Source organism: Mycobacterium sp. NGS26 (assembly GCF_059813025.1).
On record NZ_JCALDU010000003.1, the window covers coordinates 443,128 to 466,702 of the forward strand.

The window sequence follows — 23,575 nt, forward strand, 5'->3', positions numbered from 1 at the left end:
CGGTGAACCGGCCAATGATTCGGTGACCATACAATATTGTGTAAGTGTATTGTGCAGGGAGCATCCGACAGTCAGGGGAGCCGACTCGATGAGTTATGACCTTGTCATCAAGAACGGCCGATTCTTCGACGGTTCGGGCGGCCCGTCCCTCATCGGGAATGTCGGCATCCAAGACGGTCACGTCGCGGCGGTCACCGACGAGGAGATCACCGGGATCGAGGAGATCGACGCGACCGGACAGTGGGTGATGCCGGGGCTGATCGACATTCACACCCACTACGACGTCGAGGTCCTCGACGGGCCCGGGCTGCCGGAATCGCTGCGCCACGGTGTCACCACCATCATGGTCGGCTCCTGTTCGATTTCGACGGTTCATGTCGGCGGCGTCGACGCCGGGGACCTCTTCGGCAGGGTGGAGGCCATCCCGCGCGAGTACGTCATCGGGGCGATCGACCAGCACAAGAACTGGTCGAACGCCGAGGAGTACATCGCGGCGATCGAGAACCGGCCACTCGGGCCTAACGTGACCGCGTTCATCGGGCACTCCGATATGCGGACTGCGATCATGGGCCTCGATCGCGCCACCAGCAAGGATGACCGGCCGACCAAGGCGGAGCAGGCGCAGATGGAACGCTGGCTCAGCGAGGCACTCGATGCAGGATTCGTCGGAATGTCGTCCCAGCAGCTGCTCTTCGACCGGCTCGACGGCGATGTCTGCCGATCGCGCACATTGCCGTCGACATACGTGAAGCGGCGGGAGATGCGTCGCCTGACTCGTTTGGTGCGCAAGCGTGGGCGAGTGTTGCAGAGCGGGCCGGACATCACGCATCCGCTCAAGATGGGTTCGCAGCTGCTGCGGTCGATCGGCGGCCTGAGGCGTCCGCTCAAAATCAGCTTCCTGGCCGCAGCCGATGCGAAATCCAACCCCCTCGGCTACCGGATCCTCAGTGTGGCGGCCCGCGTGATCAATGCTTTCGACGGCAACTTTCGCTGGCAACACCTCCCGGTGCCATTCGAGGTGTATGGCGATGGCATCGACCTGGTCATTTTCGAAGAGTTGGGCGCCGGTGCGGCAGCACTCCATCTGCGTGACGAAGTCGAGCGGAACGAACTGATGCGCGATGAAGCGTACCGGAGGCAGTTCCGCAAGGAGTATGACGACAAGTTCGCCCTCGGAGCCTGGCACCGCGACTTCTTCGACGCCGACGTCGTCGACTGTCCCGATCCGTCGCTCGTCGGGAAGACCTTCGGCCAGATCGGACTCGACCGCGGTATCCACCCCGTCGACGCCTTCCTGGATCTGGTCATCGAACACGGCCGCGCGCTGCGGTGGCGCACGGTCATCTCCAACCACCGGCCCCAGGTATTGAAGAAGCTTGCCGTCGATCCGGGAATTCAGGTCGGCTTTTCGGACGCCGGCGCGCATCTGCGCAACATGGCCTTCTACAACAGCGGGCTGTGCCTGTTGCGCCATGTCCATCAGGGCATCGAGGCGGGCGCGCCATTTATGACCTTGGAGCATGCGGTACATCGGCTCACCGGTGAACTCGCCGACTGGTATGGCCTGGATGCCGGACATCTCAACGTGGGCGACCGCGCGGATGTGGCCGTGATCGACCCCACGCACCTTGACGAATCCCTCGACACGTATGCCGAGGAGCGCGTCGACCAGTACGGCGGGCTGAGCCGAATGGTCAACCGCAACGACGAAACGGTGACCGCCGTCCTCGTCGGCGGTCGTACGGTGTTCCGGAAAGGCGTGGCGACCGATCTGGTCGGCAAGGTGCGTACGGGCAGCTTCTTGCGGGCGGGCTTTACGAAGGGAACGCCGGCCTCACGGATCGCGGTGGCTGCCGGTGGGTGACATCGACTACGGTGCGTTCGACCCCGAACTGAGGAAACTGGCCCGACTTCTGCCGAAGGGCTACGCGCTGCACAGGGGGCTGAAAGTTCCGCGGGCACTGATGAACGTTGCGGGCGCCGCAGGCAAGATTCGCGGGCTCAAACCAATACCCGTCAATCCGAACGTGTCGGTTCGCATCCACCGTCCCAGACGTACGACCGAAGCGGGCCCGGCAATGCTGTGGATCCATGGCGGCGGAACGCTGATGGGAACCGCTGCCCAGGAGGACCGGTTCTGCCGCAAGGTCTCCAACTTCACCGATATAACGGTGGTCGCCGTCGAGCACCGACTCGCACCTGAGCATCCCTATCCCACGCCGCTCGAGGATTGTTATGCGGCGCTGGTATGGCTTGCGCGTCAAGAGTGGGTCGATCCGAACCGGATCGCGGTCGGAGGCGTCAGCGCAGGTGGCGGGTTCACCGCCCGTGTCGCACAGCTTGCTTATGACCGCGGCGACGTGACGCTTGCCCTGCAGATGATGGTCTACCCGATGCTCGACGACCGCACCGGTGCCGTGTACCCCCAGGAGAAGCGCGTGATGTGGTCAGCCCAAGACAACCAGCTCGCGTGGCAGTGGTACCTGGGAGGCGCGGATCCGAACAAGGCCGCACCTGCTCGACGCGAGGATCTGTCGGGGCTTGCCCCGGCCTGGATTGGAGTGGGCACCCAGGACCTGTTTTACGCAGAATGCCGCGAGTACGCGCAGCGGCTCCGAGAAGCCGGGGTGCCGGTGCACGAGGAGATCGCCGAAGGAGCCTTCCACACGTTCGATCTCGTCGGCGCGAACGCCTCAGTGTCACAACACTTCTTTGCGAGCCAATGTCGCGCGCTTCGGACGGCGCTGGTCGATGTGACCAGCCGGAGATAGGAGACATCGTGCCGCGACAGGAATCGCTGGAGCTCACGCGACGGGTACTCAAACATTTCGAGAACGACACCCTCGACATCGTCGGCGATGTCTGGCGCGAGCCTCGGGAGGCCTTCGTATCTCCCGAACGCCACGACGCCGACGTGAAAATGATGCGCAACGTGCCCCACGTCATCGGATGGGCCGGCGAGGTTGCGGTGCCGGGTGCCTACACGACAAAGGACGTCGCGGGCGTTCCCGTGTTGGTGGTTCGCGGAAAGGACGGCATCCTGCGGGCTTTCATCAACGGCTGCGCACACCGCGGCGCGCAAGTCGCCAGCGACTGTGGTAAGACGCGGTTCTTCACGTGCCCGTACCACGGATGGTCCTACCGACTGGACGGGCGCCTCGCGGGAGTTCCGGCACGGGAGATGTTCTCCGGGGCCGACTTGGATGACCGCCGCCTGACGCCGCTGCCCGTGTCTGAAGAGGCCGGGTTGATCGTCGTCGGTTTGTCCGACGGGGTAAACGTCGGCAATTTCTTCGGAGAAGCCGCAGAACCGTTGGCGCAGTACGACTTCGCCACCAGGCACCACGCCGAGACGCGACGCTTGGTAGTGGCTACCAATTGGAAGCTGTCGATCGACGTCAACTTCGAGGGCTACCACTTCCCCTACGTCCACACCGACACCCTCGATCCGATCGCGTCGAACAACTCGGTGTGCGACGTCTACGGTCGCCACAACCGGTGGGCATTCCCGTTCCGCGACATCGTCAATTTCCGCGACATGCCCGAGATCGACTGGCCCGACCAGTTCTTCGGCACCGTGGTCTACGGTCTGTTCCCCAGCTGTGTGCTGATCGAAGCCCCGGCGTCCTATCAGATGCTGCGAAGCTATCCGGGCCGCCACCCCGGCGAAAGCGTCGTCATCGTGACCTACGGTTCACCGGACCCCGTCACCACCGACGAGCAGCGGGAGTGGTATCGCATGTCGATGGACGCGGTCTGTAATGTCTTGTTCAATCAGGACTTTCCGATGGCCGAAGCCTGCCAGCGCGGGTTGGACAGCGGAGTTGACCACGTCGTCTTCGGGCGCAATGAGCCGATGCTGCACCACCTGGCTTCCGAATGGCAGAAGGCAGTGACCGAGTCACCGGCCGTCGAGGCCGTCAAGTGACGGCGGTGCAGGCGATGACGCCGTACACCATTGCCGTACCGGAGGCCGAACTCGACGACCTGCAGCGCCGACTCGACGCCGCACGGTTTCCTGCCGAACTGCCGGGTAGCGGTTGGGATTACGGAACCGAGCAGGCGTTTCTGCGATCGGTCATCATGCGTTGGCGAGACGGATACGACTGGCGGGCGACCGAAGCAGAGCTCGACGGTTGGGGCTCATACGTCACCACAGCCTCCGGACAGCGTGTGCACCTGCTGCACGTCCCATCGAGCGATTCTGATGCGATTCCGTTGGCTCTGATCCACGGTTGGCCGGGGTCGATCGTGGAGTTCCTGGACGCGATTCCGTTGCTACGGGAGCGGTTTCACGTGGTGGTCGTCTCCATGCCAGGCTACGGCTTCTCCGGGCCGACCACTGAACGGGGGATAGACACGGCACGGGTTGGCGCCGCCGTCGCCGACGTGATGGCACAACTCGGGTATTCACGGTTCCTGGCGCAGGGCGGCGATTGGGGCGCACTTGTCGTGCGCCACTTGGGCGAGCACCACCCGCAGCGGGCCGTAGCGATCCACACCAACATGTTGTTCGCTCCGTTTGAAGGCGACCCTTTGGAAGCCACTGCGGGAGTCACCGAAGACGAACTGGCTGCGATGGTCGCGTCCGCCGAACGAATCGCCGACGGCACCGCGTATCTGGAGCTGCAGTCGACACGACCGCACTCGCTCGGATACGGCCTTGACGACTCACCACTGGGTCTTGCCGGATGGATCCTGGAGAAGTTTCACGCGTGGTGCGACACCTGCGGCGGAATGCCAATCCGCACCGACCGCCTGATCGACAACCTCATGCTGTATTGGCTCACCGGCACCGCGACCTCGGCGGCACGGCTGTACTGCGAGGCAAGACGCGCGGGTACCGGTGCGTTGAACGAATGGGAAGGCCGAGTCGACGTTCCGACGGGCTACGCGGTGTATCCGTACGAGCTGTTGCGGACGCCACGAGTGTGGGCGGAACGACGCTACAACCTGGTGCACTACAGCGTGCAGGACCACGGCGGTCACTTCGCCGCGTTCGAGCAGCCTGAACTATTCGCCGCCGACCTGAACGTTTACGGCGGAACGCTGCGGGAACTGGGCGTCTTTTGAGAAAGCAAAGCTCAGCTGTGGTCTGTGGCCATACGCTATTGACATAGCGTATGGTGTCAGCTACGTGATATCTCGGCCGAAGATTCGGAGCGCCGGATGAATCTGCTCATCTTCAATGACCCGTTTGATTTGTCATGGCAGGCGAACCTCTACGACGTGTTGATGCTGTCGATCTTCGTCACGGTTGTCGTCCATGCGATCGTCCAATGGCGACGTGGAACGCGGACGTGGATGTTCCTGCTGATCGCCTCGTTCGTCTACGGGCAAGTCATCGAATTGGGCGGTATGGCGACGCTGAACATGTATCAACAGGGCGACTTCGCGGTGATGCTCAACTACCCAGCGATACCGTTATTCGAAGGCACGACGGCGATGCCGTTCTACGTGACCATCTTCTACCCGGTGATCTTCGCGATCGGCTTCAAGGTCGTCGACGCGCTCGGAATCGCGTCACGAATCAAAGCCGCGATTACCGGCGGACTTTTCATGGTTCTGCTCGATGCCCCATACTCAATCGAGGGCGGCCTCCGTCACGTGGTGTGGTGGACATATGACCCCGATTTCAAACTGTTCGAGTTCTGGTTGGGTTGGCCGCTACTGGAGCTGACGTGGCAGGCGATATGGGGAGCGGCCTTCTACTACTTCATGTTGCGTCACATCCCACGCGTGGACGGGCCGGTCGAGGAACGTGTGGGGAATGGCCGGTTGCTGGCAGTGCAGGCACCGCTGGCCGCACTGTCGGCGATCGCGGTGGGCCTGGTTGCCATGTCCCCGATCACCATTACCAGCCTCCTCGGCATCCCGCAGTGGATCGTCGTGTCGCTCCTGATGATCGGCTATGTTGCGGTCGTCGTCCCCGCGATGCGCGGTGCAACCCCACCGCGGGGCTCCGTCGACCCATGGTTGATGGGGTGGGCGGTATGGTTTGCCGTCGCGTTCGGGGCGATGGTCATCGGCAATCTGGTCTACGAGAACGGGATGACCCTCTATCTCACCGTTCAGACCCTCGGCATCGTGGGGGTGCTGGCGCTCGCGACGTTCCCGCTCTGGGCGCCGGGACGCGCGACCGCAGATGCCAGACGAGAAACAGCCGCGGCGAGTCGAAGCTGACGGCGAAGCCCGCGGGTCGGCCAAGAAAGTCGACCTCGTAGATCGCCACACGTATTGATTAGTCTGTCTGCGCGACGTCGAACACCTACTACATCAACCGCGGAGCAATCGCGGTTCCCGCTCAGCGATTACCGCTTTGCGTAAGGAACTGATGATCATGCGCTTTGTGCTCGCCACCATGCGTCCGGCAGGCGCCCGTGCGCCATGATGACCGATCGGCCTTGGACGTGAACGGCGGCGTCGGAGACAGTCACAACGACGTCGTCCTCCGGCGTCCGAACGGTGGTCGTGCCGGTGTCGGCGGCCCCGTGATTCAGCGTGGCCAATCCGACAGCCATTGCGCCCGAAGCACTCACACACTGGGCCGGCTCGCCACCGCGAAAGGCCCACATGCGCACGGCGCCCTCGGTCGGTGTAGTGACGAGATCGACGGTCACGTCTTGCGCGGTCCCATAAAGTTCAACGTCAACTTTCGGATGGTCGTTGTCCACGTCGATCCAACCGGCCTCCGCAAGGTCCGGATCCACACAGACCAGGTGTGGCTCGCCGACATCGATGAGCAGCCCTCCTAGACGCCGATCCGCGACGATCGCTCTTCCTGTTCCGCGCACGGTCGCCCTGCGCATTTCAACGATTACATCGGCTGCCGTGCCGTCGACGGCCTGCGCTTCGACGATGTGAGCCCCGGTTGCGGTACCGATGACGAAGCGTCGTCTGCGTTCGAGCCCAAGTACCCAAAGATAGTGCGTGACCAAGCGCAGGCCGTCTCCGCAGGTCTTGGCGATCGAACCGTCGGGATGACGGTGGTCCATGAACCAGTCGTCAGTTGTCACACCACTGGGCAACTCGTCGAATACTCCCGCCTCGCGGGCGGATCCTGCGACAGTTACCCGCAGCACGCCGTCGGCGCCGAGGCCCCGGTGCCGATCGCACACCGCCGACAACGCTGCGCCATCCAACGGTATGGCGGCGGGAAGGTCGCGCAGCAGGATGAAGTCGTTCTGTGCCTCATGGCCTTTGGCGAAGTCCATCGGCTCGCGTCCGCCGCTGCAGAAGTCCCGGCTCGAGTCGCGTCAGGCGCCCACGCCGACGGTGTACCAATGTGCCGCGCTTTTCGGCTCTTCGTCGAACCGCTTGAACCAGCGCCCGGCAAGATCGGGTAGAACTTCTAACTCAGGGTCGTGGTTGGGGCCCTGAGCGATCACCAGACCCTTGAGCATCGCTAACATCTCGCGCTTGGGCACGCCTGCATACGTCGCCTGATCAGGTCGCTGTAGTTCCTTGGCTGCTTTCATGGAGTCGCGTAATGCCTTCACGGAGAATCCCTTCGGAAAGAGTCGCGCAAGCTCCCCGCCGTCTTCGGCGGGTACGTGCTTGCGGAACCCCTCGTGGGCGATGGCAAGGATGGTTCCAAGATGCTTGATGACCGATGGAATTGTCTTGGCCCGGAACCGGAAGTCGTTGCGAATCGCGTTGTACACGACCAGCGCCGAACTGCGGTGCTCGATCTCTTCGACGAAGTGCCACATGAATAATGACGCCACCCGCTCGTCGGCTGGCTCGAACAGTTTGTCGTCGTGGTCGAGGAACACCTTGAAGTACGGCGTGAAGGTCGCTTCGACCACCGCGGTGTAGGCCAGGCGCCAATCCAGCGGTTTTGTGGCCGTCAGCTCGTCATAGGACGCGATGATGTCATCGGCCACCTGCTGCAGACCTGGCCAGCGTCGGCACAGGGCGTTGATATGACGCACGTGGGCCGAGGAATGCTGCGCCTCCTGGCGCAGGTACAGATTGGCTTCCTCGATCGCGGCAGGATCGGTCATCAGCGGGATGGCCTCACGGGTGGCGTCGACCACGAACTTCTCGAACCCGGGTGCGAAAAATGAGATCAGATTGCATTGCATGGCGAACGCGGGACGCTCGGGCTGCCAGTTGAACGGGATGTCATCGCCGCCGAGGTCGAAACGAACGCGGCGGACTTTCAGGTTGGTCATCGAGAAGCCGTCCTCCCTGATCGCAACGTCGCCGGCGATCTTCTGATGACAATACACTATAAAAAATACGTATGCTCTGATTAGCCACCCAGATTTGCCAGGACATCCTCGCCGATCAGCCGTGATGCGCAGGCGCCGGCCTCGGCGAGACATCCGCGTCGGTCGGAGAATTGTCGCGGTTCTGCGTGCGCATGAGGTCGACGAAGCGGTAGCCGACGAATGCGGCAAAGAATCCCATTGTCCACAGGACGACGTTGGCGACCGTGGCGTTGTTGACGGGGTTGAAGTAGTTCTGCAGCGCCAGCACTCCCCAGAACACAATCGGGGCACCGTCGGACCACGCAAGTCGGCGTCGCGCGGCTTTCGCGAGCGAGTCCCGCCCGACCAGGGGAATCATCACGAAGGTGAACACGAGCATGGCCGCGACCACGTAGATCAGCCATCCGCCCGGTGCCGATGGGTCACCGAGGAACATGTCTGCGGCGGGTCGTTCCGCTGAGTGCCCGACCCAGCGGTACACGCCCCACTTCACGCAGAGTTCGTTGCACATCAGCATCATCCACGAGTGGACGAATCCGTACAGGACGCAACGCCATACGTTCTGCCACCACGTCATGGCGCGAGGCTCGACGACCACCCGCCCGTCCAAGGCGAGGTTGACCACGGCGTAGGTGGGCCACAGGATCACTGCCATCAAGATCGGCACCACGAGGGGCACGCTGCCCAGATGCACACTGAACACGGTGATATCGCCGTAGCGAAGGTCGCCCCAGATGAAGCCGCCGTTGCGAATGTTCGTCTCTTCGAATATCCACTCAACCGCCGATGCAACCGCGAAGAACGCGACGATGAGCCTCCAACCGAGGTGCTTCCACATGTGGCCCAGCAGCAGCACGCTCATTGTCAGCACCATCACGAGCATTGCGACGGGTGGCAGTAAATCTCCGCGGGTGGTGACCGACCAGGCGCTCAGTGCGACATAAACCGCGCATGAGGCGGCAATGATCTTGTCCAGCATGCTGTGGCATCCCCTTCCGTAGGCGACAGACCAGAGTTTGTCTCCTTGACGCGGCCGTCCCTGGAACGCGTCGCCGTCGAGCATACGTCTGTCTAGAAATGTATGGCCAGGGTCTTGACTCGGCGGCATGGGCCAGATAAAACAAACAAGTCTGTTGGTTTACTGGCTGAGGAGTGGCGAGTGTGGCAAGTACAGATCACGCGGTGGTGATCGGGGCCAGCGTCGGGGGTTTGTGCGCCGCGCGGGCGCTCCAGGGTCGATTCGGCAAGGTGACGATTCTGGAAGCCGACGTGCTACCCATCGAGCCGGCCGGTCGGCGGGGGACGCCACAGGCGTGGCACAACCACTTCTTGCTCGCTGCCGGTCGGCTAGCGATCGAGAGCCTCTTCCCCGGCTTCACCGACCGCTTGTTGGCGAACGGCGGTTGTGAAATCGATCCGGGTATGCAGGCGGCGAACTGTCTCATCAATGGGTGGGCCCCACGATCCCGAACCGCCATGCGGATGTACTTCGCTTCGCGGCCGATGATTGAACTGACAATCCGCGAGTTCGTCGCGGTTGACACGGACATCACGCTGATCCAGGGATCCCGCGTCACTGGTCTGCTGTCGGCCTCGGATACCGACGGCCCGGTGATCACCGGGGTCTCCTATCGCGACGCGGATGGGAGGGAGCGGGAACTCCTCGCCGATTTTGTTGTGGACGCTGCAGGGCGCGGAAGCAAGGCTGCCAGCTGGATGGCACAGTTCGGCCAGGACGTCGAGGAGATGACACTCGATGCAAAGGTCAGTTACTCGTCGCGCTGGTACCGATGGCCAAAGAATGATCTGCCCTGGTATCGGTTCTTGACCACGTTTCCGAACCCGGACCCTCGTGCGCCAGAGCAACACCAGTACTTGTGTTCGATCTTCCCGATAGAGAACAACTCCTTCATCGCGGTGATGGGATCGTGGGGACTGGATATGCCCAAAGACGTCGAGTCTTACGAAGCGGCGGCCGGCCAGACCCGAACGCGCGAATTCCCTCGGATTCTGCAGGCGTCAGAGCCGCTGTCCGACGTTCACCACACCCGATCAACGCGCAACGTATGGCGCCGGTTCGATCGCCTACGGCGGCCACCCCGTGGATTCATCGCGCTCGGAGACGCGGTGTGCGCGTTCAATCCTATTTATGCTCAAGGTATGTCGTGCGCCTCCACCGCCGCGGTCTATGTGCGCGACCTGTCCGAAACGCTCGATCCATGCTCTGCTGAGTTTCCGACGACGTTCTATGCGGAGCAGGCAAAGTTCCTCAAAGGTGCCTGGACGTTGGCACTGTCACGAGACGGCGGTTACGAGCAAGCGACAGGCACAGAGGCGCTACCCGACGGCATGCGCAAGCGGTTGCTGCGCAGGACTACTTGGCCGTTGTTCCACTTCGTTTCGCAGGCGTGCTGGGAGGACGACGCTGTGCAGTATCACTTCGATCGCGTCTACAACTTGCAGGAGACGGTGTTCGATCTGTTGAAGAATCCGAAGGTTCTGACCGGCCTGGTTCGCTATGCGGCGAAAGCGTCGCTCGGCCTCAGTAAGATTCCGTCCGCAGTCTCGCCCGAACTTCCGCCGCCCGATACCGACTACACGGAGCTTCGCGACAAAGTGATGGGTAAAACACCGGTACTGCAATGAAATACAGCAAGCCAGCATCGTGCAACCCGTATGAGTAGGAATTGACATGGCGCAGGCAGCGCAACAGCGCAGGGCACGCGATCGACACGTTCCGAGGGTTGGTCGCCCGCCGGGACGCAATGGCGAGGAGACCATCTGCCGACTGGTCGAGGCGGCAGTGGTCAACTTCGGCGACCGCGGGTACGCGGGTGCGCGCATGACGGAAATCGCGGCTGCGGCGGGTATCACCCATTCCTCGATCTACCAGTACTTCACCTCCAAGAAGGAGCTCTACCGGGCGGCGTTCGAAGCCGCGCATGCGGAATTGCTGCCCGAGTATGTCGCGGCGATTCAAAAAGCAGACACCCTCAAGGGGCAGATCGGGGCCATCTTCAAGGCGTCGACACTGGTACACGAACGGCATCCGGCGATCACACCTTTTCTCGCGTCAATTCCCGTCGAGCTACGCAGGCATCCCGAACTGCTGGCGTCGCTCCAGGCGGAGAGCAGCCCGATGATGACCGTTGTCCAGGAGATCTTCGACGGCGGCCGCAGACGCGGCGAAATCCCCTCGGGCGCAAGAGATGAGGATATGGTCGTCGCCTTCGTAGGCGCCGCGATGGGCCTCGGCCTCCTCAGCCACGGGATGCCGAACGGCCGCATGGGCGCGGCAGTAGAGATCCTGCTCGAAGCGTTCGACGGGCGCTTCTTTACGGCCTGACCGACGCCGTGCGCTGGAACCAGGAAGCGGACTTGCGTCGTGTGCGACTGGTCGGCGCGGGCGACAAACCGCTCATCGCGCTGGCGAGGCGCGGGTAGACGATGGCGGGGCCGATCCAGCGCGTCAGGAACTGACGCAGGGGTTCACCCTCACGCGGTGGGTGGCCCGGGTCGATCAGCATTGAGTGCAGGATGCGCATGCAGAACTCGGACAGTTGGTTGAGGTCTTCGTCATGGAATCCGTGCTGTTCCCAATTCACGTCGAACCTGTGCAGCATGGCCCGTCCGAAGGTCAGCGCCGTGTCAGAGGTGATCGACACGATGCCACCGCCGCGCTTAGGCCTGCTGAGAAGGAGTCCGATCTGGCTGTCGTGGCCGAGGGTTTCGATGGTGTATGAAATGCCCTCGACCATTGCCCTCACGGGATCGACTTCCCCTCGGAGGTGCTCGGCCAGACGGTCGAGAAAACCGTCGGCCGACCGCATCGCCGTGGCCACGATGAGAGCCTCGGTTCCGGGAAAGTAGCGGTAGACCGTCTGCCGTGTAACGCCCAGAGTGCGCGCGACATCGGCGAGTCTCATCGACGTGCCACGTTCCGCGATGATGTCCTCAGCCGCGTCGAGAATACGGTTGATCGCTTCCTCATCTGACGACGGCGTGTTACCGGACCATCCGTGACTGCGCACCGTTACCCGCCGCTCACGTGCAAGCCCCCGACCGCATGCGGTAATCATATCGGCCAGCGTGTCGTTGGTCGGGCGTCACACGCATGCCGTGGTTCCGGAATGGCCGATGGCGACGGGCCGGGATCGTCGCGTCCAACGTCCACGTCTCCTAGGCCAGCGCCACGCCGAGTTCTTCGGCGAACACCCTAATCATGTGTTGTACGGCAATCTCGTTGCGGCCGATGATCATGTGATCGTGCTGGCCCCTGCGCACGCCCTCGCCGCATTGGGGAAGCATGGCGAAGTCTTCGTCGCGCACCGCGGCGTGCACGGCGTCGTAAATCGTGTCGTAGACGCTGCGCATATCGTCGCTGGTCGCAGGTATGCGCGCCATCCAGGTGTGGCGTACCGTGCAGCGCGTCGGTGAACCGGCGGGCAGCATGTCGATGATCTCAACGCCGACATTGCTATTCGCGAGAATCAAGTTGGGATATATCCAGTAGATGACGCCCATGTTGTCCCGGACGTCCCACGACGCATTCGGGTCGTCCGCGAGGTTGGTTATCCAGGTAAAGGGAAATCCGATCCGATGGTGCTTGCCGTACTCGTCGTAGATAGCGGTGTTGGCCATGGCGTTCATCCCGATGAGTGATTCACCGTGCACGAACGGGAAGTGGTAGCCCTCGGCGAAAGCCTCGAGCGCGCCCTTCCACGAAACCTCCGATTCGAACTCCCGATGATCGTGATAGCCGAACGAGGGGTAGTCGATTTCGGCCAGTTGTGGGGCGAGCTCGCCCAGGTGTGCATCGACGTCGATCGTATCGCCCGCCGTCAACACTGCCCACACGAAGCCGTACCGTTCGTCTGAGGGAAGCTCAAGTAGTCCATAGTCAGCGAAGTCCATGCCGGTGAACCCGGATTTACCTGGCACGCTGGCCAGCTCGCCGTTGTTCTTGTACGTCCACGCGTGGTACGGGCACGTGAATCGGCTCGCGTTACCCGTGCCGCATGCTGGCATTGCGCCACGATGTCGACAGTAGTTGAGAAGGACGTGAGCACGACCGTGCCTGTCGCGCGTCACCAGCAATGAGTCACCGAGAATCGAACGGACCGCGTAGTCGTTCACCTCGGCGATCTGGGCACTGGGCAGAATCGCCAGCGGGGTGCGACGAAGGATCTGCGACTCTTCGATCTCGGTGAGCTTCGCGTCGTTGTAGTAGTGAAGCGGTACTCGCAAGACGTCATCGGCCATGACGGTGGTCTTGGCCACTGCCACCGCCAGTGCCCGCCGGGTGAGATCGTCGGTCAAGAACCGGGTACGGCGTTCAGGGTTGGTCACGTGGGCTGCCTCCAATCGACCATACAGCCATGATTAAATGTATGGTCAGGGAGACTGCGACGTCAAGCCGAAGCGACCGCGCCATTTAGATATTGCTGATTCAAGCTGACACAAACCGCATACCGACGTCGGATTGAGACGGTGTGCAGTAGAGCGGCCAGTCGCACGCCGCGTGTAATCGGGAGCTCTTGCGAGCGCAGTTGCGCTGTCAACCGCGGGGTTGGCTGGGCACAATATGGGCACACTCGGTGTCCATACAGGTCAATTCTGGTGAATCACAATCGATGTCATTCCGCAGCTCAGTGCCGGTTCGACTCACAGACCAGCACCCCGAAACGGGTTCGATTCCCGGCAGATCCACTTCCTCGACTTGAGAGGTTTTATTCGAATCTTTGTCGGCGGGCTCGGAGGCGACGACGGGTGCGGTCGTCACGGGAACGTGCGCTGGCCCAGCTAGCCCTCGTTCCACCGGAGTAGCAACGGCATTGCGGCGTGCCCGGCTAGCTGTACTGACCCGAGGGGTTAGGTACCCGCGTGGCGGGTGGTTGGCCGCCGAGTGCGGTGTGGCCGCGGTGGTGATTATAGGTGTGCAGCCAGAGGCTGAATTTGTTGCAAACGTTCGGCGTCGCTGCGGTAGAGCCGCGCGTAGGCCCATTCGTCGGCCAGGGTGCGGTGGAATCTCTCCAATTTGCCGTTGGTCTGGGACCGATAGGGCCGAGTCCGGCGATGCGTGACGTCCCCGAGCGCATCGCGAAGTGCGTGCGAACGATGGCATGAACCATTGTCGGTCAACACATTTCGGACCGTTATGCCACATTCGGAGAACCAGGAATTTGCCCGGACCCAGAACGCGGCGGCAGTCTCCTTGCGCTCGTCGCTAAGCAGCTCGCTGTAAGCCAAGCGCGAGTAGCCATCAATAGCGGTATGGAGAAAATGATGACCACCCAGCGGGTAGCCGCGCTTGCTGCGCCGGCCAGAACTTTGTCAGCCCACGAGTTGTGATTACCGGCAGTGCGCCCGAGCATGCGCCAGCCGCCACCAGCGGGGATCTTGCCCAGTTTCTTGACATCGATGTGCACGATGTCCCCGCACGCAGCCGGCTCCATCCGACGGACCACATGCCCGGTCGAGCCGTCCAACCAGCGCAGTTTGGCCAACCGATACCGCGTCAGCAACCGATGCACCGTGGACGGATGCAACCCCCACAGATAGGCGATGCGATGCGGTCCCCAGCGGCGCAGCACCCGAACCTTGATGATCCTGCGCTCGGTTCGCGTCGGCGTCTGATTGGGGCTCTGATGCGGGCGCGAGCTGCGATCAGCCATCCCACCGACTCCCTCGCGGCGGTAGCCACCCGCCCACCGACTCGCCGTTGTCGCCGACACCTGAAACCGTTCGGCGGCCCGGCGCAGCGGCCAACCTTCCTCGACGACACAACGGGCCAGCCTCAGGCGACCAGTTTCGGACAGCGGAGCATTATGGTGGACCACGAAGACCTCCTGGTGAGAAATGCGTTCCTAGACAGCTCGCACTTCAATCGGAGGTCTTCGTCATGTCACCACGCCACGCCGTCACCAACGTCCGTGGTCAGTACAGCTAGCTAACATGCCACGTCTGCCTCGCACCCCGGCGTCGCCCCGGCGCCCGGGGGCGATTCGCAGCCGTACTCAAGACGGACCGGAACCGTACTGAGAACGCGCAGATTCGTTGCTTTGCAGGCGATTTGATGCGCCAAAGCGAACTATTTCGCCTGGTCGCGCGAGCGCTGAAAAGGGACTCATAATCCGTTGGTCGCGGGTTCGAGTCCCGCCCGCCCCACCGCAGCCCTGTATGACCTCGGTTGATGCTTGACATTTGGTCGTCGACTGATGGGTGACAGTGTTTCGGCTGATGCTTGACAGCTACTTCGGCTGATCCTTGACACCCATCACATCCACCTCTGGAGCCCTTCCAGGTACAGCCTGATCCGTTCCAGGCTGACACCGGTCTTGTGCCCGCCAGACTGGCCTCCCAGGAGCAACTGATTGGTGCCATTTTCGTACAGCAAGTACTCGTCATCGCGTAGCCGGGTTACGACCATGTCGCACTGGGCGGCCAGCCGCTGAATCTGGCCAGGGTCCTCGGTGGTCAATGCCTGGTCTCCTCGGTTTGTGGGAGTGCTCCCTCGCGCTGGCTGGTGAATCTCGGACGGCTCCCGGCGACGTCAGCATCCGATTCCTGCCCCAATATGTACCCACCGGAAGGCGATGATTGAGCCCGCCATGTCGCGACGGTCGGTGAGGGCGTTAAGCGTGGCCCTAGTGGACACCGACGCAGGGATTGGTCATGATTGTGACTATGTCCGAAGTCAGCTCGTTGGCCGAGGTGAAGGCGCATCTGTCGGAGTTGGTGGCGCGTGTCAGCGCGCAGCACGACCGGATCACGGTAACGGTGCACGGACGCCCCGCTGCGGTCCTTCTTGCCGTCGACGATCTGGAATCGCTCGAGGAAACAATTGCAGTGCTGTCCGACCCGACGGCGCTACGTGCCCTTGGCGAGGCCGAGGCTGAAATCGCCCGGGGCGAGGGGGAGAGCCTGGACAGCCTGACTGCAGCCATGCAAGCACGCCGAGCTAGGACGTGACCGACCGGCGATTTGAGCTGGTAATTGCGCCGACTGCGAAAAAGCAACTGGCCGAGCAACTTCCGGAATCGGTCGCATTTGCTGCCTATGAGTTAATCATCGGTCCATTGCTCGATAATCCGCGCCGGGTGGGTAAGCAGCTGAGGCCACCTCTGCATGATCGGTATAGCGCACGCCGCGGCACTTACCGCGTGCTCTACAGAATTGACGAGGAGCGGCAGCAAGTCACCGTCGTAGGCGTATTCAGCCGCAGCGATGCCTACCGTCGCCGATGACAACAGCATCCGCGCGCACTACGACCCGCACGTGAGCCAGCCGGTCCTCGTCCGCGCCGCCAGTCTGCATTCCATCGTGCCCATTCGGAACCATCAGCAGCCCGGCCCCCGCGTCGGAATCGACGCTTGCGTGACGTCCACCGCCTCAGACTTTGGCGCGCTGACGACGACCTCGGCGTCGGCGGCGGAAAAAGGTGTCCCCTAGGACGGGTGTCGTTGCTCCTACTTGTCAGAGCTGCCAACCGGGCGGCGACCACACCAAGGACAACCACCATGAGCTTTCATCGCTGGACCGACGCGTCCTGGCCAGCAAGGCGGCCCACCGGATCGTTCAAAATCGTGTTCGAAGCGACGACATGACATGCGTGCCGCACGTCGGATTTCTGGTCTGCTCTGTGCAGCTGTTGTCGCAGTGTGGGCGGCACTGACCGCTGCCTCGTCCCTGCCGTCCGCTGCCTCGGCTCCCTGCCCCGACGTCGACGTGGTGTTCGCCCGAGGCACCACCGAGCCGCCTGGCGTCGGCGGGGTCGGACAGGCGTTCGTCGATTCGCTGCGTTCGCGAGTGGGGCGGAGAAGCGTCGGGGTATATCCGGTCAACTACCCCGCCACCAACAATTTCGGTAGTTCCATCCCCGCCGGTGCCAATGACGCGAGCGCTCATGTCCAGTCCATGGCGGCGAACTGTCCCAACACCAGGATGGTCCTCGGTGGGTACTCCCAGGGTGCGGCCGTGATGGACGTCGCCACCACGCAGATGCCACCGGGTGTCGCCAATCATGTCGCTGCCGTCGCTGTCTTCGGAAATCCGAAGGCGTCGGGCTCATTCGGGCGGAGATTGGGGGCGGGCGGGCTTCCCGCCATTGGCCCGCTGTACGCCGCGAAAACGATCGACATGTGCATGCCCGGGGATCCGATATGCACCAACGGTGTGAGCATGGCGCCACATGGTCAGTACGTTCAGTCGGGAATGGCCGACCAGGCAGCGGCGTTTGCCGCTGGTCGGCTGTAGGCTTCGCGCATGCCGTTGAAAAACGGTGAGGTTTTCGCCGGCTTTGTGATTCGGCGATTCCTCGGCGCTGGTGGGATGGGCGAGGTTTACCTGGTTCAGCATCCCCGGCTGCCGCGCCTCGAAGCGTTGAAGGTGTTACCGCCGGCCCTGACGGCCAACGCGGAGTACCGTTACCGGTTCAATCGCGAGGCCGAGTTGGCCTCGACCCTGTGGCATTCGAATATCGTCGGCATTCACGATCGCGGTGAATTCAACGGCCAGCTGTGGATTTCGATGGATTATGTCGATGGCACCGACGCCGACCGGCTGGTTGAGGAGAGTTATCCCACGGGCATGCCCATGCTCGAGGCGCTCGAGATCGTCACCGGTGTCGCCGACGCCCTAGATGCCGCCCATCAGCACGGCCTGCTGCACCGCGACGTCAAACCGGCCAACATCATGCTGGGAAAGGCGCAGGGGACCCGCCGGCGGATACTGTTGGCCGACTTCGGTATCGCCCGTCAAGCCGACGAGGTCAGCGGTTGCACCGGCACGAACATGACGGTCGGCTCCGTCGGCTACGCGGCGCCCGAACAGCTGATGGGCGAACCGATCGATGGGCGAGCCGACCAATACGGCTTGGCGGCCACAGCTTTTCACCTTTTGACGGGCACGAGGCCATTTATGGACTCCAACCCGGCCGTCGTGATCAGCAAGCAGCTCACCACGCCGGCTCCGATGCTCTCCGAGCGCCGCCCTGATCTTGCGAACCTGGATCACGTGCTGTCGGTGGCGCTGGCCAAAGACCCCGATCAGCGGTACCCGCACTGCCTCGACTTCGCCGAGGCGTTAAATCGAGCCGGCCGCCGACCTTCCACTCGGGCCGACGAGACCGAGGCCCTCAGCCCGCTGCCAACGGGTTCGGGCGCGCGACCGGCCGCGGCTACACCCACGGCGGCTGCCACCCGGCCGATGATCGCGGCGTCCACATCCGTTGAGGTCCCGCCGCCCGCCGCGGGCGCCGCGGTGGCCCAGATGGTATTGGCGGACCACGACGCAGAACCGCGCAGTGCGCAGGGAGTCGCCGCCGACGTGCATGAGGAGCAGTCTTCGACTTCACCGGGGCCACCTGTTGAGCGGCGCGAGGCGTCCGTCGCTGAGCGTGACTGGGACATCGTGCTGAGAGCGTTGGAAAATCTGCCCGCCCCCCAGCAACGCAAAGCACTGGTGGATGAGATGACGGCCCTGCATCAGGCCGGGCAATGGAACGCCGTCGTGGCCGCCGCGCGGGAGCTCGCTCGAATCGACGCGGACGACCTCGACCCGGGTGGCATCGTCTCCGACGCGCGGGCCAAGATTCGCGAAGCCGAACTCGCCGACCAGTATGCGCAGGCACTCGACCAGCTAGACCAAGAACACTGGCAGCAAGCCACCGGCCTGCTAGCCGCGATCGAGCAGGAGCAGCCGGGCTACGGTGACGCCGCCGCGCTGCTCGAGACGGCCGAACAGAAACTGCGCGAGACAACAGAAATTGCGCAACGAGCCACCCCACCATCACTGCCACTACCCCAGACGACGATCCCGACACCGAGAACCGCTGCACCGCCGGATTTCGTTGCCGTCCAAAGACACTGGCAAACCCGCAGCTGGTTTGTCGCCGTTTCCGTTGTGGTCGTCGGCGTGGCCCTCATCGGCGGGCTGATCACCTTGGCCGTAATTCAAAACTCGGAGTCGTCCAACACGTCGACGTCGACATCAACGTCCAGGGCAACCACTTCGGCTCCCCCGGCATTCGCTCCGGCGTCGGGTCCGAACGAGACGATCGGCGACTACATCAGGAAGAACAATATCCGGGAGACGACGATCACGCACGGCACACCGGGCGCGCCGAAGATCGACCTCCCGGTTCCCATGGGCTGGACGTCGATTCCCGAAGGCGCCGACGCTCCGTATGGCGGGATCGTCTTCGACACCCCGGCCGATCCCAAGGACCCGCCCAAGATCATCGCGATCGTCGCGAAGTTGACGGGCGATGTCGATACGGACAAGCTGCTGGCCGTCGCACCCGGTGAGGTAAAGAACTTGCCAGGCTACAAGGCCGGCGACGAGCGAAAGAGCACGCTGAGTGGCCATCCCGCATACCAGATTGCCGGCTCGTACACCAAGAACGGCGTGACGCGAATGGTCGCCCAGAAGACAGTGGTCATCCAGAGCAACGACGGGGTCTACGTACTGCAGCTCAAAGCCGAGGGTCCGCAGGCCGACGCCAACGCATTGAATGACGTGACCGGCGTGATCGACCAGCAGACCACGATCACGCCCTGATTCTCGGAAGGGCTTGGCGCAGAGGAGGCGTGCGCGATGAAGGTGTCCACCAGCTACTCTCGCCGCGATGGAGCAGCACCCCCGCCGCGATACCGGCGCCTCGGTGTTCTCATTGCGGCTTCCGCGCTAACCGCGGCCGTCGGAATTGTCATGTCGGGGTCGGGGGAACCGGGCGCCGCGCCGGGCGGCACAACCGGGACGAGCACCCCGTGGTCGGCGAGATTCTCGCTCATAGCGACCGGGTGGTGGACACCGGATTCGACGGCACCCCCGGCGGCGGAACCCCCCGCGGCGGCACAGGAACACCCACCCGCGGCACCCCAAGTGGCGACACCCCCCAGGGCGGCACCCCCGGCGGCCGTACCGCCGCCCCCAGCGCCTCCTGAGCTGAAGCTACGGCAGGACCACTCGGTGGCGGCCGCCTTTGTGTCGATCACCAATAACGCAGACAAGCCTGCGGTGAATTGCGTGTACAGATCCGTCGCGGTGGCGGGTAGGGCCGCCGCCATCCACTGGAACGACTCCGTCAATTTCACCGTGACCGGCTCGCAGGAGACACAGATCAAATATCGCGGACCCGCGACGGGCTCGACCTTTCACGACACCGTGACGTGCGACAACGGCCTGTCGACCAGCATGGACAATGTGTGGTGAGTGAGTCTTCGCTCCTGGGCTGACACAGCCCCCTGCGCAACGGGGTGCCTGGCTTTGGCAACCGGTGCTGCTCTCGCAGCGCCGTTATTACAGTTGAACTGATGACCCATGCAGCGGGCGCAACGCCGAACGACGGCTTCGAGTTTGTCATCGCAGAACCGGGCGTCGAGCTCTCGGTGCAACGGTCGGGCGAAGGCCCGACCGTGCTATTGGTCGGCGGCCTCGGCATGCCCAGCATCACGTGGAACATCTGCGGACTTCCCCAGGCTCTCGTCGACGTGGGATTCCAAGTCATCGCATACAACGCGCGCGGGATGTCACCATCCTCCGCACCGGCCGCGCCGTATTCGGTGGCAGACCTCGCCGCCGACGCCGCTGCCATCCTCGACCATTTCCGCGTCGACCAGGCCACCGTCGTCGGCTACTCGATGGGCTGTTATACCTCCCAGGCGCTACTGCGTAGCCGACCCGAGCTCGTGCGTGCGCTGGTCTTGTTCGCCGGTCTGCAGCCCTCGCCGGTGGGGGCGATGGTCGGTGAGATGGAACTCGGCCTGATCGAGCGTTACGGTGAATTGCCGCGCGAGGTATTGGTTTTCGAGCAGTTGCTGACCACCCTTCACCTGCCGATGCTGCAAGATCCGGCGACCGTGCGGGGCTGGCAGCAGGCGCTGTCGGCCGGCTATGAGAGCGGTTGGGCAGGACCGGAGGGTTTCAAGGGCCAGCTGACGGCGTCCCAGCAGTGGATCACGTCCGGCGAACCGACGCCGGACCATCTCGGCGCGATCGACGTGCCCACGCTCGTCCTGGCGTTCGAACACGACCTGTTCTTTCCGCCGGCCCTCTGCGAGGCGACGGCTCGACTGATCCCCGGCGCGGAGTTCGTACGGATTGACGGCGCAGGCCACGGCGGTATCTTCACCGCACCCGGCGACAGCGTCGCCCGGATCACCAATTTCTGCCGCGCGCGACGCGATTCACAGCGGTAGGTCACCGCCGTCCCAGTCGTGGTCGTGCATGAACGCGGCCGGGATATTCACCCGATAACGAGCGGCCTCGGTGAGAATGGTTGCCGCGACGAGTGGCAGCGCCAGGGTCGGCCTGAGATCGCTGCGGGTGAAGACGGCGTCGTCGGTGCGACGGTAATCTCGCATAAATCCGCGGAAGGTGTTGCCGTTCAGCGACGATTTGCGCCACCCGTACATCAGCATCCCCGGGCCCAGCATTTTGCTCACACCGGGCCGCGGCGTGATGAGCTCGTCGTTCACGCCGAAGAATGCCCTGTCGACCCTCGTTTCCGGATCGAACAACAGGATTCCGCTGGTTGCCCGCGGATTGCACTCGACCGTGAAGAGCCCCCGGCCGGGCACCTCGATGAAGTCCAGCCCCATCTGGCCGGTGAAATTGAACGCCTTGACGCATTCGCGCGTCCATTCAGCAATGCCCTCGTGCTGGACGGACTCGAACAACACGCACGACGTGCCGTCGATCGCGTAACGCACCGGGTAAAGCGCATGTGCTTTCACCTGGCCGTCGTGGCAGACGGAATACGAGCAATAGTTCGTGCCATCGGCCCACTCCTGCGCAATCCACGGATTGTTTTCTTCGAAACTCAGGCCGGGCGGCAGCTCACCCGGACGCACTTTGTGGACGTCCTGCGACCCGCGCGAGTAGACGCGCTTGAGGGCGAACGGCTGGTCGAAGTCCAACGCTTCGAGCTCCTCCTGGCTGCGGACGAGCGCGAAGTCGAGGGTGGGCATGCCCAGCGTCTTGAGTGCGGCCTGGAACTCGTACTTGTTTTCCAGCCGGGCCTCGAGATCGAAACTGGACAAGAACAACCTCTGGCGGTCCGGGAACAGGTCGGGGTATCGCTGGATCGTCTTTGCCAGGATCTCGGTCCCTTCGTGGACCGTCACGACCAGATCCACGCCCTCCTCGCGGACGATGTGCGCGAGCGCCTGCGTCCACTCGACCGGTTCATACCTCGGGCGCGGTGCCCGGAACGTCTTCCTGACCGCCGATGAGAACCTGGTCACGGGAAACCGCACCGAGTCCGTGATCAGCACGTCGTGTCCCGCGGCACCCATCAGGCGGGCCAGGTGGAGTGACAGATATGACCGACCGAAGGTGATCAGCACGGTCTTTCGACCGAACCCGGGAATCGGACCTCCCGATGTCATTGGACCGGCGAAGCTGCGATAGCGGGCAGCAGGTCGCTTGGAGCTGCTCCGACCATCTCCCAGCACACCCGGTTGGCGTGTGAACCGTCGGCAAATCCAGCGAGGTGGGCGGCGTCGGTGACTGGCACACCGTCGACGAGATAGCGCATAGCGGTCAACAGCCGCGCCCACCGCGTCGAGGCTGAGAAGGACGCCCCGGTGTGCCGTTTGAACAGTCGACCCAGGTAGTCGGGCGAGATTGCCACTGCATCGGCAATTGATGCGAGATCGATGGTGGCCGGTACGGTGCTGGAAATCAGACCGATCGCTTGATGCACCTGCGGGTGAACGGAAGGTCCGCACTCGTGGCGGGCGTCCGACAAGTTGCATAGTTCATTTACGAGGAGGTCGGCCGCAACGCGCGGACCACTGGTCGTCACCGCTTCGGCTGCCGCCTCGGCCAGGCGTTCACCGGCTGCAACGGTCCAGATACCGCCGTCCTGGGTAACATTGCGGGTCAACGCATTCAGGGCGACGCCCTCGCGCGTTGCCGGCCCAAGGTAGATCGACAAAGCCGCCGATCCTGCATCCGACCGCACCGAGTGTCGCGTGCCGCTGGCTACCACGACGAGTCGGCACTCGGTGCGGTCGCCGTCGGTGTCGATGACGGTCAACGGGCCCTTTGTGCCAACCGCAATCTGAACCGCTGGATGGTGGTGAACTGCAAGGTCGCTGAACGTGCCGGACACCATGAGTCGATCCGGCCCCAGGTTCCACACGTGCATATCGAAGGGTACCTCCGGCCTGTGAAGCGTCGCACCAGCCGACACGACGGATCTGTCCAAGCGACCGCGATTTGATCACTTCATACTCGACGTGTGTATCCGAGCTTTCTGACCTCACCAAACGACGTCTTCTCAGGCTGGCTCGAGCGCAGTCGGGGGGTCCGGCGAGTGCGGCCTATGGACCGTGGCCGCACAACGTACCGAA

22 protein-coding genes and 1 pseudogene are annotated in these 23,575 nt (G+C 63.1%); 14 read left to right on the top strand and 9 right to left on the bottom strand.

Translation table 11 applies throughout. The features are described 5' to 3' along the window. The first annotated feature begins 88 nt into the window (after positions 1 to 88). The 5 genes from AC5Y6X_RS12995 to AC5Y6X_RS13015 all read left to right on the top strand — a co-directional run bounded on the left by AC5Y6X_RS12995 (position 89) and on the right by AC5Y6X_RS13015 (position 6,183). Entirely contained in the window at positions 89 to 1,864 is a 1,776-nt protein-coding gene (locus AC5Y6X_RS12995) for an N-acyl-D-amino-acid deacylase family protein (RefSeq protein ID WP_042911390.1), read from the top strand. Beyond that, complete coding sequence (locus AC5Y6X_RS13000; protein WP_042911392.1) at positions 1,857 to 2,771, top strand: alpha/beta hydrolase; 915 nt, start codon at positions 1,857 to 1,859, stop codon at positions 2,769 to 2,771. The genes AC5Y6X_RS12995 and AC5Y6X_RS13000 overlap by 8 nt, the downstream gene beginning before the upstream one ends. Positions 2,772 to 2,779: 8 nt before the next feature. Continuing rightward, positions 2,780 to 3,928: an aromatic ring-hydroxylating oxygenase subunit alpha gene (locus AC5Y6X_RS13005; protein ID WP_042911393.1), complete on the top strand. Its 1,149-nt coding sequence runs from the start codon at positions 2,780 to 2,782 to the stop codon at positions 3,926 to 3,928. After that, entirely contained in the window at positions 3,925 to 5,073 is a 1,149-nt protein-coding gene (locus tag AC5Y6X_RS13010; protein WP_226057898.1) for an epoxide hydrolase family protein, read from the top strand. Before AC5Y6X_RS13005 ends, AC5Y6X_RS13010 begins: the two co-directional genes overlap by 4 nt. A gap of 96 nt (positions 5,074 to 5,169) precedes the next feature. Next, positions 5,170 to 6,183 carry a hypothetical protein gene (locus AC5Y6X_RS13015; RefSeq protein ID WP_054585830.1) on the top strand — a complete coding sequence of 338 codons (1,014 nt, stop codon included), beginning with the start codon at positions 5,170 to 5,172 and terminating at the stop codon, positions 6,181 to 6,183. A gap of 155 nt (positions 6,184 to 6,338) precedes the next feature. Here the strand turns inward: AC5Y6X_RS13015 and dapF are convergent, their stop codons facing one another. The 3 genes from dapF to AC5Y6X_RS13030 form a co-directional block, all read right to left on the bottom strand. Continuing rightward, positions 6,339 to 7,214 carry a diaminopimelate epimerase gene (dapF, locus tag AC5Y6X_RS13020; protein WP_042911413.1) on the bottom strand — a complete coding sequence of 292 codons (876 nt, stop codon included), beginning with the start codon at positions 7,212 to 7,214 and terminating at the stop codon, positions 6,339 to 6,341. Between the two features lie 42 nt (positions 7,215 to 7,256). Next, positions 7,257 to 8,177 (bottom strand): metal-dependent hydrolase, encoded by a 921-nt coding sequence (locus tag AC5Y6X_RS13025; protein WP_042911598.1) that lies wholly within the window; start codon positions 8,175 to 8,177, stop codon positions 7,257 to 7,259. A 115-nt stretch (positions 8,178 to 8,292) separates the two neighbouring features. Continuing rightward, positions 8,293 to 9,195 (bottom strand): hypothetical protein, encoded by a 903-nt coding sequence (locus AC5Y6X_RS13030; RefSeq protein WP_051445867.1) that lies wholly within the window; start codon positions 9,193 to 9,195, stop codon positions 8,293 to 8,295. A 182-nt stretch (positions 9,196 to 9,377) separates the two neighbouring features. Between AC5Y6X_RS13030 and AC5Y6X_RS13035 the strand changes: the two genes are divergently transcribed. Then, entirely contained in the window at positions 9,378 to 10,862 is a 1,485-nt protein-coding gene (locus tag AC5Y6X_RS13035) for an FAD-dependent oxidoreductase (RefSeq protein WP_065479182.1), read from the top strand. A gap of 46 nt (positions 10,863 to 10,908) precedes the next feature. Then, a complete protein-coding gene (locus AC5Y6X_RS13040) occupies positions 10,909 to 11,562 on the top strand; it encodes a TetR/AcrR family transcriptional regulator (protein WP_072501267.1) in 654 nt (217 codons plus the stop codon). On the opposite strand, the gene AC5Y6X_RS13045 is transcribed toward AC5Y6X_RS13040, so the two are convergent. From AC5Y6X_RS13045 to AC5Y6X_RS13060, 4 genes and pseudogenes are all read right to left on the bottom strand, one after another. Then, positions 11,552 to 12,247, bottom strand: a complete 696-nt coding sequence (locus AC5Y6X_RS13045; RefSeq protein ID WP_042911415.1) for a TetR/AcrR family transcriptional regulator — start codon at positions 12,245 to 12,247, stop codon at positions 11,552 to 11,554. The genes AC5Y6X_RS13040 and AC5Y6X_RS13045 overlap by 11 nt on opposite strands. Positions 12,248 to 12,395: 148 nt before the next feature. Further along, positions 12,396 to 13,565, bottom strand: a complete 1,170-nt coding sequence (locus tag AC5Y6X_RS13050; RefSeq protein ID WP_051445869.1) for an aromatic ring-hydroxylating oxygenase subunit alpha — start codon at positions 13,563 to 13,565, stop codon at positions 12,396 to 12,398. A gap of 500 nt (positions 13,566 to 14,065) precedes the next feature. Then, a pseudogene (locus AC5Y6X_RS13055) lies at positions 14,066 to 15,055 on the bottom strand (IS481 family transposase). A 437-nt stretch (positions 15,056 to 15,492) separates the two neighbouring features. Continuing rightward, on the bottom strand, positions 15,493 to 15,696 hold the full coding sequence (locus tag AC5Y6X_RS13060) for a hypothetical protein (protein ID WP_499986810.1): 204 nt from the start codon (positions 15,694 to 15,696) through the stop codon (positions 15,493 to 15,495). Between the two features lie 206 nt (positions 15,697 to 15,902). Here AC5Y6X_RS13060 and AC5Y6X_RS13065 point away from each other — a divergent pair, with 206 nt between their 5' ends. The 7 genes from AC5Y6X_RS13065 to AC5Y6X_RS13095 all read left to right on the top strand — a co-directional run bounded on the left by AC5Y6X_RS13065 (position 15,903) and on the right by AC5Y6X_RS13095 (position 21,415). Continuing rightward, positions 15,903 to 16,187, top strand: a complete 285-nt coding sequence (locus AC5Y6X_RS13065; RefSeq protein WP_499986813.1) for a type II toxin-antitoxin system Phd/YefM family antitoxin — start codon at positions 15,903 to 15,905, stop codon at positions 16,185 to 16,187. Further along, complete coding sequence (locus AC5Y6X_RS13070) at positions 16,184 to 16,462, top strand: type II toxin-antitoxin system RelE family toxin (protein WP_499986815.1); 279 nt, start codon at positions 16,184 to 16,186, stop codon at positions 16,460 to 16,462. The genes AC5Y6X_RS13065 and AC5Y6X_RS13070 overlap by 4 nt, the downstream gene beginning before the upstream one ends. Before the next feature lie 361 nt (positions 16,463 to 16,823). After that, positions 16,824 to 17,471, top strand: a complete 648-nt coding sequence (locus AC5Y6X_RS13075) for a cutinase family protein (protein ID WP_499986817.1) — start codon at positions 16,824 to 16,826, stop codon at positions 17,469 to 17,471. A gap of 9 nt (positions 17,472 to 17,480) precedes the next feature. Next, complete coding sequence (lpqN, locus tag AC5Y6X_RS13080; protein ID WP_499986819.1) at positions 17,481 to 19,775, top strand: envelope biogenesis lipoprotein LpqN; 2,295 nt, start codon at positions 17,481 to 17,483, stop codon at positions 19,773 to 19,775. Positions 19,776 to 19,984: 209 nt separating this feature from the next. After that, positions 19,985 to 20,161 carry a hypothetical protein gene (locus AC5Y6X_RS13085; protein ID WP_499986822.1) on the top strand — a complete coding sequence of 59 codons (177 nt, stop codon included), beginning with the start codon at positions 19,985 to 19,987 and terminating at the stop codon, positions 20,159 to 20,161. Between the two features lie 25 nt (positions 20,162 to 20,186). Further along, entirely contained in the window at positions 20,187 to 20,429 is a 243-nt protein-coding gene (locus tag AC5Y6X_RS13090) for a hypothetical protein (RefSeq protein ID WP_499986825.1), read from the top strand. A gap of 101 nt (positions 20,430 to 20,530) precedes the next feature. After that, entirely contained in the window at positions 20,531 to 21,415 is an 885-nt protein-coding gene (locus AC5Y6X_RS13095) for an alpha/beta fold hydrolase (protein ID WP_499986828.1), read from the top strand. Here the strand turns inward: AC5Y6X_RS13095 and AC5Y6X_RS13100 are convergent. Together AC5Y6X_RS13100 and AC5Y6X_RS13105 are read right to left on the bottom strand one after the other, a co-directional pair. After that, complete coding sequence (locus tag AC5Y6X_RS13100; protein ID WP_499986831.1) at positions 21,404 to 22,606, bottom strand: ATP-grasp domain-containing protein; 1,203 nt, start codon at positions 22,604 to 22,606, stop codon at positions 21,404 to 21,406. The genes AC5Y6X_RS13095 and AC5Y6X_RS13100 overlap by 12 nt on opposite strands. Then, positions 22,603 to 23,370, bottom strand: coding sequence for a helix-turn-helix transcriptional regulator (locus AC5Y6X_RS13105; RefSeq protein WP_499986833.1), 768 nt, complete (start codon positions 23,368 to 23,370; stop codon positions 22,603 to 22,605). The genes AC5Y6X_RS13100 and AC5Y6X_RS13105 overlap by 4 nt, the downstream gene beginning before the upstream one ends. Positions 23,371 to 23,575 lie beyond the last annotated feature (205 nt).